This is a genomic window from Algoriphagus sp. 4150 (assembly GCF_031457395.1).
GTDB lineage: Bacteria > Bacteroidota > Bacteroidia > Cytophagales > Cyclobacteriaceae > Algoriphagus.
Genome location: NZ_JAVDWS010000016.1, coordinates 132,535 through 140,768, shown reverse-complemented (window position 1 = coordinate 140,768; position 8,234 = coordinate 132,535). Strand labels below are relative to the sequence as shown.

Here is an 8,234-nt window from a genome sequence, read left to right as displayed (position 1 = left end):
GCGTTCGGTAAACTCTATGATGCTTTGACTCTGAAAAATATCCATTTAACCTATTTTTGAATAGATAAATATATGAATTTAAGCGACTACCTCTACACATGAAATTTATCGCTGAATTACTTTTAAGTTTGAGTACCATGGCTTCATTCGCATGTTCAAGTCAAGCCCAAAGCAGTCGGGAAACAGACAATCTGATTTCCTTTGCCAAGGCCTATGGTTATGTAAAATACTTCCATCCCAGCACAGAAGCAGATCAGGTGGACTGGGGATGGTTTTCCGTTTATGGAAGTGCGCAGGTTCTGGAGTGTCAAAACAAGGAAGATCTGCTGCAGACCATGCAGCAGATCTTTGAGCCGATCTCCCCCACACTCATCTTCTGCTTGACAGAACCTATCTTTTCCATCGTTTATGTGTCCATAGCCAACCATACGGTTCTTCCCTAATGTTCTCGGTTAACAAGTCTATGTACTTTTGGGTTATTTCCCCGTCGCCCATGGATTCTGCTGTGGAACATACCGGCAAGCAGACTATTTTGTAATTTCCTTTTGATAGCTGTGTAATATTTAGATATACAACAGCCGTCCTACTTTTTCGGGCCACTTTTTCCATACCGGAAAAAAGATATGTTTCCTGATTCAATAGCGTAAACCTATACTTTTCTTTTTTTATGTGCGGGCACTGGTCCGCAAGAAAAAGATAGACGGCCGGAGATGAGTTTTTAGTTAAAATATGGCGTATAATTTCCCTGTCCGGTATTAACTTCATGCCAAAACGGGACCGGAGTTTAACCATCAACCTGTTCATAGTCTCAGATCCAAGGGGTTTGTAAACGGCAAACATTTCGTGGCGTATCTTATATGGCATAAAATTCAGCATCTCCCAATTGCCACAATGTCCCATACAGGCAATAACATTCCGCCCGGAGTTTACATATTGGTCTATCAACTCCAAGTTCTCAAATACTATTTTTCTATCAAGTACTTCTGGGGGAACAGAAACACTTTTTATAATTTCGGCAAAATAAGAAACAAAGCAAACGTAGAACTTTTTTACAATTGCCTGAATCTCCCCATATCGCCTATCGGGAAAGGAACGTGCAATGTTTTGAATTACTACCGCTTTCCTGTACCCAATAATGTAATAAGAAAGGAAAAAAGTAAAAGAAGCTATTGCATACAGGAATCCCATCGGTAGCAGACTCAAGGCATAGACAATAATATAAACACTTCTATATACAACAGATTGTAAGGCCTGCTTCATTTTCATGGATTAAAACTTCATTTTTAAACCAACTGAGCCATACGGGGAAACAGAAAAATAATAATCATTATCTCCAGCAAACACACCTTTCAAAGTTCTATCGCTGAAAGATGCAGGACGAAACAGATTAATTCCTGCCATACCCGTCACAGAGAGACCTTTTGTGCCAAGTTTTAGCTCAGGACGAAAGCCTGTAACGATATATTGATGGGAAAATATTTGATCCTTTCCATCCCTTTCCAATAAGGCAGCCTGCCCGTTCATTTCAAGAGCATACGATAATTTTAATCTGTCATTATAATCAAAGCCTGTCGATATATCCAAGCCCTCCACCAGTTCAATATTCACATCGAATCTCCCGTTATGCCTCCAGTTCAAGTAAACGGCAGGAAATATCATCGGATAACCCAGTGAACTATTTATTGCAACACCCGCACCAATGTCAAGATTGGGATTCAGATGGCGGATAAAAACTACGCCTCCACTTCCAAGCACATTCTTGAAGCTGATTTTAGAAAAATCAGTAGAGGGAGTAAATATCCCTATTCCAGCACTTGCCCTCATCGACCACTTGTCGTTTAATGGCCGTAGATGATAAACACCTACCTGTAAGTTCATGATTTCGGATACCATGTATTCCGAAAAATCTTGGTTCCTCAAAGAAACATAAGTCCCACCAAAGGCGACTCCCCAAACAGTCGGCCGTTCGTTCTCATCTACTTTCATGGATAAGGGCATAGTGAACGCTGCCTGATAAATCATGGCAGAACCTTTGCTTTCACCGATTTTCTCTCTGGACTTATCTCCCGGAGGCAGGTAATAGTAGCCTGAATTTCCAATGTATTCCGTCTTGAAAGACACTTGTTGAGCTTTTCCCTCCAGACACAGTAGCGTAACCAATGCTGTTAGAAATAGTGATATTGATTTCATGATTTTGAAGTTGAATTGGAACATATTCGTTATGTATCCGGCTAAATAAATGGTGGAATGAAACTAAAACAGAGAGTGGCAACCTTAGACTTCAGCATCAGCCAGATGAAATCGAGCATGACTCAAGAGTCACATGGAGGAATGATTATCTGTGAAGCGAGATTCCATCCCGTTTCCTTCGTCACGGGACAGGTTATGACCGCTGAAAATCAAATTATAAACAGATGAAATGTAGAAGGAAGAGGATAAAATAAATTTTAAGGTTTTTCAGATGCGGCAGGAAGCCATTGTGCCGAAATTCAGGTTTTACCTATTGGCATGAACATAAACTTCGGTACACAATCTGTTTTAGCTTTGGGGCGTTTAGAATTTATGCACTATTCCAATAGCTGCGCCGTGACTTTTCATTGAGCCAGCTTTGGCTTTATGGAGATCTGCAAGTCCAAATTGGTAACTTGCATTTATTTGCCATTTTTTATTAAAGTCATATCCGATAATACCTCCGACACCATAATCAAAACGGCTCATTGCAGGCTCACCTGTCCCGCTATTCTCTTTAAATAAATTCAACCCGTCAGATTTTGCATAGAGTCCATAACCAACATAAGGGCCTGCTCCTACAAAAGCTTTTCCGCTTCCCACATTCCCTTGGATAATCCCATATAGAGGGATCTCTACTCCGATAGATTTGAATTTGTCGGATGATTCATCTGCCTTGGATTCCAACTTCGAGGACTTATAATATACATCGACCCCGGATTGCAGTGCAAAATTTGGGCTCAGGTCATACTTTAGGAAACCGCCCACAGAGCCGCCTATACCCATTTTACTCTTGAAGCCATTCATGTCACCACCTAGCCGGTAATTGGAAAGACTTGTTCCGGCTTTGAAGCCAATTGATACAGGTTTGTCCTGTGCGGACAATTGCGCAGAGAAAATAAGTGCTCCAACTGCAATGATAAATGTTACTACGTTTCTTTTCATTGTTCTTAAATTTTAATTATAAAACAAAAGAACAGCGTAAAGCGCGGAGGCGGAAGCTATAAAGGATAGGCTTCAGAATTCACTGAATGAAATGCAGCTTGAAGGCATTGGATTTTCAGCTGAAGCTAATCTACAATCCCATCCATCCATTTGAGAAAGTCAGGAACCCGTACACGACTTACCAAAACTTCATGTGGACATTCAGGTAAAAAGGTAAGTTTCAAACGACTGTTGAAGTATCTGGCTACATTTTCAATCGCTTTTACATTGGCGATACAATTCCTTGAAACACGAAAAAACAGATGGTTATGAAACTGTTGTTCTAACTGATCTAAGGTGTAATTAATGATATACCGCCTGTCGTTAAACGTATGAAGGAAGACGACGCCGTCTTCACTATAAAAATGGGCAATATCTTTCGTTTCTATATAATGATAATTTTCTCCTTTAGATATCAAAAACCGGTTTTTGGTCTTGAGCGATTGCATCTGCACAAAATTCGCAGAACTGGTTTTATAAGGGGGATTATGGAAAATATTCTCAAATTTGGTTAATGCCGCCTCTAATTCATTCTCCTCAAAAGGCTTCAATAGGTAATCAATACTGTTCAGCTTAAACGCTTTGATGGCATGCTCATCATAAGCTGTGGTAAAGATAACAGGTGTGGCAACCTCTACATGGTTAAAAATCTCAAAGCAGTTGCCATCTGCAAGACGAATATCCATAAGAATTATGTCAACAGTCGATTCTTTTAGAAACCTGATGGTATCAACGACTGTTTTGGTATGCTTTTCTAGCTGATAATCCGGTCGTAATTTCGCCAACATGCGCTTCAGTTCTTCATAAGCAAACCGCTCGTCTTCTACTATCAGGTACTTCATGGCTATATGTAAGGGATTTTCACAATAAATAGACCTTCCGTCTGCTTAACGGTGACTTCCTTAGCATAGATCCTGTATTGCTTGGTAATGTATTTCAGACCGATTCCACCCTTGTCCGCACTGCTTGAAGGCTGGATGTTGTTTTCAACTGTGATGTAATCGCTGTCGATAGTAATTTTGATATTCAATAGTGATTCTTCGGTCGCAACATTATGTTTGAACGCGTTCTCTATAAGTAATTGGAGAGTTAGAGGTACAATCTTGTTCCTTTCGCCATCCGATATTCTGTCTATTTGAAAAGTAAAGGAATCCTCAAACCTTGTTCTCATTAAATAGACATAGGAATCCAATGCGTCCAATTCCTCTGAGACAAACACCAGAGGCTGTTGAGAAAGAGAAAGGACGTACCGATACGTCTTTGATAGGGCTTTTGTGAACTTGTTTGCATTGTCCGGATTAATGTAAATTAAAGAAGACAATACATTCAGTGAATTAAACAGGAAATGTGGGTTTATCTGTGATCTTAAAGTTTCGTGTTGAAACAACAGGATCTTGCGTTTGGCTTTTTCGGAATCGGCTATGGCCTTTTGTTCGGACTGGAAGTAATGGATCAACTCGAAAACCAACAAAATAGGGACATTGGTTGTCATTGCAAATGCGAATTTGACAATGAAAGGAGGCAATCCCTCCTCGGGAACAAGGAACACATTGTATATGAAAAAATTAAATATCCATAATAATATCAGGCATATAGCTGAAATACCTACAATATCAGCCATAATACGCAAAAAGATATTTTTGGAGTATGGCAAATGCTTATTCAGGAGCAACAATAATCCGTAGTCTGCCATACACATGGCAAGGATGACGACATAATGCGCAGAAAGCTGTATGTGAAAGTTCTTCCATAAATCTTCTTTCATCACAATAATGCTAAAAAGCATTTGGCACAGGGCATAGACCAGTGATGAGAAGAAAAAGATAAGCAGTCTTTTACTATTTACTTTTTTTTGAATCATTATTCAAAAGTAAAATTTCTCTATAAGATTCATCACTAACTCCCCCTGTTTTCCGATGAACTTCATTATTTGGAGGATGAATTTAACAGATGATGTTCTTTTTCTTTTTATAAGTATATCCGCAATGAAACCAGTAGCCAAATAAGTTCTAACTGACAGTTAGTGACACTTGCTTTATTAGGGTTTTAAGTCGCTTTAAACTAGGCCGAAATAGATGGTTTTGACCATGAATAGTATCAATTTCATAAATCGATTTCCGAACGAAGCTTCCTGCGTTGAATTTATCAAAGAGCAAAGAATCCAGCAGAGAATTAGCTGTAAGAAATGCGCCAGTTGCAAGCATTATTGGCTTGAAAACAGCTATAAAGTATCCTTACTATCGGAAAATATAATTGTCAGTCAAACCAAAAAGTTTGTAATGTGTTGATTTTAACTACATACGTACTTGCACAGCAGGCCTGTCTGTCATTGGGGTCTTTGATCACTTGGCCTGATAATCCTATTCATTTCCACTCCCACTTTTCCCTTTTCTACCATGAACTCTTGATATAGACCGAATAGATGGAAATATTACTTTCTCTCTGTGTTTTATTGATAAACCTGAAGTAAACCACATCGGCGCCCGCATTATACTGCTCCGAGAAATGAAACCTTCTCAACAACTCCGGCTTAATATCCTGATACCGGGGCAGTAAATGATACTCCTCCAGAACCACCACTCTGTCAATCCAATAGGTCTTTAGATGGATTTCATTCCCGGGATCCAGCATGGGATATAGGTAATCGTATAACGGCTGTTCCCATCGATCGGGTAGCGCCCTCTTGCCTATCATCCACTTATAAAGAGACTTTCCGCTTATACCCAGCTCATCCTCTATCGCCGATATCCGTAAAAAATGCCTGTGCATTACCAAAAACTGTCTGGCCAGTGAGTCTGCTATCATATAGTTGTGTGGTGGATATAGAATTAACCACTAAAATTATCACTTCTTTTCTGAATATTTCAAGCATCCGATTACCCCCTTGGAAACTAAAAAATCAACCGAATCACCTGCTTTATAGCTGGACTCAGTACATAAAAAACATAAAAATGAAACAACTTCCCCAGACTCCAATCGGGCATTTACTTCATAAGCATCCCCGCAGCTATCGGGATCTTCGTTTCCACCACGGGCAAGCTGTGCTACGCAACGAAAACCTAGTGCTTTTGACTTTTGCTTTCAGTTTATTGTCTTATCGCTCTATTAAACGTTGAGGTAATATTGAATACAAACTCACTAGTGTATTTTCCGTCAGAATCTAAATCGGGATCAAGAATCGTTATTTCAAAGCCAGAAAGTTTGTCACTTTGGAATAGCATATAAGTTAACTCGTTAAATTCAGCATAAGTAAGGCCATCTTGTGTTCTGCTGTCAACACAAGGCATTAGCCCGTCATTTAAGACATCAACATCTATATGAAGCCAAAATCCATCTAGCTGCTTGTCGGAAACATCTTTGAGAAAGGCCTGCACACATTTTACAATGCTCTCTTTTCGAAGTTCAACGAGACTTATATATTTTGCATTAGAGTTGCGAATCTCATTTTCATACGCTTCATCATACTCTCTGTTGCCAACACACCAAAGGTTTTCTTCCATAATATACGGAGACAAGTTGAGTATATCGCTCATTTTCTTATGCCCTTTACCGGTAACAAGGGAAGCTACTAATCCTCCAACACCACCTGTTTCTGATAGGGAAATATCCATAAAATCAGTATGCCCATCAAGATAAAATAATGCATAATTCCCTGTTTGTTTTAAAGCAATGGCTGAACCTAGCATAATACTACAGTCCCCGCCTATGATTAACGCTAACTTTTTATCTTCAAGCAATTTTCTAATTGTCTTAGCCTGATATATTGAATATTCGACTATTGAATCCGCATTCAAAATCCCAGTCTCAGGATCTTTTACATTGCTATACTTAGGAGGGACAAGTTTTATAATACTCTCAGGACCAATGTTACTATGAAAACTATGAGTGTTTAAGAAATTTGGTAATGATTTAACTCCAGGTTCCTTTCCTGTATATGGTTCTTTTAAACCAAGATTTGAAGGGCATTCAACTATGGTAGCTTTTTTCATTTATTTACTTTTCTAATTTGCATTGGGCATAATGGTTCTCAGCTATACGCAGGCAGGGGATTTTATCACTGAACTTCCTACAAAGGACTGAACTTCAAATTTAGCACTTTCCTGTCCTACGAAGCACAGTCTGTCCCCCGATAGCACCCCCCATGCGTGCGTATAGGTGTTGTAGCGGGTCATTGTTTATCGTTCGTTTAATTTATTTCCTTGAATTAAAACTGAGGTCTTGATTGATTGTTCTTTTAAATGTAAGAATCTCTTTCGTTCTTCATCTTGTTTAAAATTCTCAAAATCTTGCTCCCGTCCTTCAATAATGTATATTAGTTGAGTTAATAATATGATTTTTTATTCGATTGTGACTCTTTTTAGCAAACTGCCTTTCAATGTTAGAAGAAGAAATTTGTTCTGCATTAGTCCAATAGTCTGCTAGAAAGGGATATTTTTACTGCCAAAAACTGCCGTATCCAATTGCTCATAGTAATGTATGGCAGATTTAAGAATGTCGTCACTCATCAACATCCAATTTTCTGGGTTAGAGACTACATTGTCAAGGGACATATGTAAGCTTACAATTATTTTTCTCACTTTTTAAAAAATCTTAATTTAGATTTTATTGTATTTAATTCAATTTAATCGGGTTGATATAGGTCAAATTGATTTCCATACAAGTCTTTAAATCCTACGCCTTTACCTTCTGGCACTTCCGAAGGTTCTCCATTAAAAACAACTCCTTTCGCTTTCATTCTATTATAATCGTCAATTATATTATCAGATTCAAACATCACAAGTACTTGTCCGCCTGCTTGGTGTCCAACTTGCTTTTTTTGTTCGGGCGTTTCTGCTTTTAATAATTCGAATACCGTTGCATTGTCTTTCTGTGGGGCAACTGTCAGGTAACGCCAATCAGAAGAGAAAACCATATCGTTAACTACACTAAAACCCAGCTTGTCAACGTAATAATTTTTTGCTTCATCCACGTCATTTACCAAAATGGTGATTTGAATTGCTTTTGTTATCATAATTTGTTTA

11 protein-coding genes and 1 pseudogene are annotated in these 8,234 nt (G+C 38.7%); 3 read left to right on the top strand and 9 right to left on the bottom strand.

Annotated features, from left to right (window positions below):
- The first annotated feature begins 98 nt into the window (after positions 1-98).
- Positions 99-443, top strand: coding sequence for a hypothetical protein (locus J2X69_RS18495; protein WP_310106663.1), 345 nt, complete (start codon positions 99-101; stop codon positions 441-443).
- Here the strand turns inward: J2X69_RS18495 and J2X69_RS18490 are convergent.
- Positions 391-1,260 carry a lysophospholipid acyltransferase family protein gene (locus J2X69_RS18490; protein WP_310106660.1) on the bottom strand — a complete coding sequence of 290 codons (870 nt, stop codon included), beginning with the start codon at positions 1,258-1,260 and terminating at the stop codon, positions 391-393. The two genes, J2X69_RS18495 and J2X69_RS18490, sit on opposite strands and share 53 nt — an antisense overlap.
- 9 nt (positions 1,261-1,269) lie before the next feature.
- Positions 1,270-2,190, bottom strand: coding sequence for a DUF6268 family outer membrane beta-barrel protein (locus J2X69_RS18485; RefSeq protein ID WP_310106657.1), 921 nt, complete (start codon positions 2,188-2,190; stop codon positions 1,270-1,272).
- A 57-nt stretch (positions 2,191-2,247) separates the two neighbouring features.
- Between J2X69_RS18485 and J2X69_RS18480 the strand changes: the two genes are divergently transcribed.
- On the top strand, positions 2,248-2,418 hold the full coding sequence (locus J2X69_RS18480) for a hypothetical protein (protein WP_310106654.1): 171 nt from the start codon (positions 2,248-2,250) through the stop codon (positions 2,416-2,418).
- Positions 2,419-2,553: 135 nt separating this feature from the next.
- Here J2X69_RS18480 and J2X69_RS18475 read toward each other — a convergent pair whose 3' ends face one another.
- The 3 genes from J2X69_RS18475 to J2X69_RS18465 all read right to left on the bottom strand — a co-directional run bounded on the left by J2X69_RS18475 (position 2,554) and on the right by J2X69_RS18465 (position 4,978).
- On the bottom strand, positions 2,554-3,174 hold the full coding sequence (locus J2X69_RS18475; protein WP_310106650.1) for a porin family protein: 621 nt from the start codon (positions 3,172-3,174) through the stop codon (positions 2,554-2,556).
- A gap of 125 nt (positions 3,175-3,299) precedes the next feature.
- The gene (locus J2X69_RS18470; protein WP_310106648.1) at positions 3,300-4,055 is read right to left on the bottom strand and encodes a LytTR family DNA-binding domain-containing protein; all 756 of its coding nucleotides are present in this window, start codon (positions 4,053-4,055) and stop codon (positions 3,300-3,302) included.
- Positions 4,056-4,057: 2 nt separating this feature from the next.
- Complete coding sequence (locus tag J2X69_RS18465) at positions 4,058-4,978, bottom strand: histidine kinase (protein WP_310106645.1); 921 nt, start codon at positions 4,976-4,978, stop codon at positions 4,058-4,060.
- Between the two features lie 322 nt (positions 4,979-5,300).
- On the opposite strand from J2X69_RS18465, the pseudogene J2X69_RS18460 reads away from it, so the two are divergent.
- Positions 5,301-5,432 (top strand): annotated as a pseudogene (locus J2X69_RS18460) (IS1595 family transposase); the annotation flags it as partial.
- Between the two features lie 172 nt (positions 5,433-5,604).
- On the opposite strand, the gene J2X69_RS18455 reads toward J2X69_RS18460, so the two are convergent.
- The 4 genes from J2X69_RS18455 to J2X69_RS18440 all read right to left on the bottom strand — a co-directional run bounded on the left by J2X69_RS18455 (position 5,605) and on the right by J2X69_RS18440 (position 8,224).
- Positions 5,605-6,018, bottom strand: a complete 414-nt coding sequence (locus tag J2X69_RS18455) for a hypothetical protein (RefSeq protein WP_310106642.1) — start codon at positions 6,016-6,018, stop codon at positions 5,605-5,607.
- Positions 6,019-6,299: 281 nt separating this feature from the next.
- Positions 6,300-7,202: an arginase family protein gene (locus tag J2X69_RS18450; RefSeq protein WP_310106638.1), complete on the bottom strand. Its 903-nt coding sequence runs from the start codon at positions 7,200-7,202 to the stop codon at positions 6,300-6,302.
- Positions 7,203-7,244: 42 nt separating this feature from the next.
- Positions 7,245-7,385, bottom strand: a complete 141-nt coding sequence (locus tag J2X69_RS18445) for a hypothetical protein (protein WP_310106635.1) — start codon at positions 7,383-7,385, stop codon at positions 7,245-7,247.
- A 449-nt stretch (positions 7,386-7,834) separates the two neighbouring features.
- Entirely contained in the window at positions 7,835-8,224 is a 390-nt protein-coding gene (locus tag J2X69_RS18440) for a VOC family protein (protein ID WP_310106632.1), read from the bottom strand.
- Positions 8,225-8,234 lie beyond the last annotated feature (10 nt).

What these genes read in the sequence shown, in the direction of transcription:
- J2X69_RS18495 (WP_310106663.1), top strand. Translation starts at nt 99, where the DNA reads ATGAAATTTATCGCTGAATTACTTTTAAGTTTGAGTACCATGGCTTCA.
- J2X69_RS18490 (WP_310106660.1), bottom strand. Translation starts at nt 1,260, where the DNA reads ATGAAGCAGGCCTTACAATCTGTTGTATATAGAAGTGTTTATATTATT.
- J2X69_RS18485 (WP_310106657.1), bottom strand. Translation starts at nt 2,190, where the DNA reads ATGAAATCAATATCACTATTTCTAACAGCATTGGTTACGCTACTGTGT.
- J2X69_RS18480 (WP_310106654.1), top strand. Translation starts at nt 2,248, where the DNA reads ATGAAACTAAAACAGAGAGTGGCAACCTTAGACTTCAGCATCAGCCAG.
- J2X69_RS18475 (WP_310106650.1), bottom strand. Translation starts at nt 3,174, where the DNA reads ATGAAAAGAAACGTAGTAACATTTATCATTGCAGTTGGAGCACTTATT.
- J2X69_RS18470 (WP_310106648.1), bottom strand. Translation starts at nt 4,055, where the DNA reads ATGAAGTACCTGATAGTAGAAGACGAGCGGTTTGCTTATGAAGAACTG.
- J2X69_RS18465 (WP_310106645.1), bottom strand. Translation starts at nt 4,978, where the DNA reads ATGAAAGAAGATTTATGGAAGAACTTTCACATACAGCTTTCTGCGCAT.
- J2X69_RS18455 (WP_310106642.1), bottom strand. Translation starts at nt 6,018, where the DNA reads ATGATAGCAGACTCACTGGCCAGACAGTTTTTGGTAATGCACAGGCAT.
- J2X69_RS18450 (WP_310106638.1), bottom strand. Translation starts at nt 7,202, where the DNA reads ATGAAAAAAGCTACCATAGTTGAATGCCCTTCAAATCTTGGTTTAAAA.
- J2X69_RS18445 (WP_310106635.1), bottom strand. Translation starts at nt 7,385, where the DNA reads ATGACCCGCTACAACACCTATACGCACGCATGGGGGGTGCTATCGGGG.
- J2X69_RS18440 (WP_310106632.1), bottom strand. Translation starts at nt 8,224, where the DNA reads ATGATAACAAAAGCAATTCAAATCACCATTTTGGTAAATGACGTGGAT.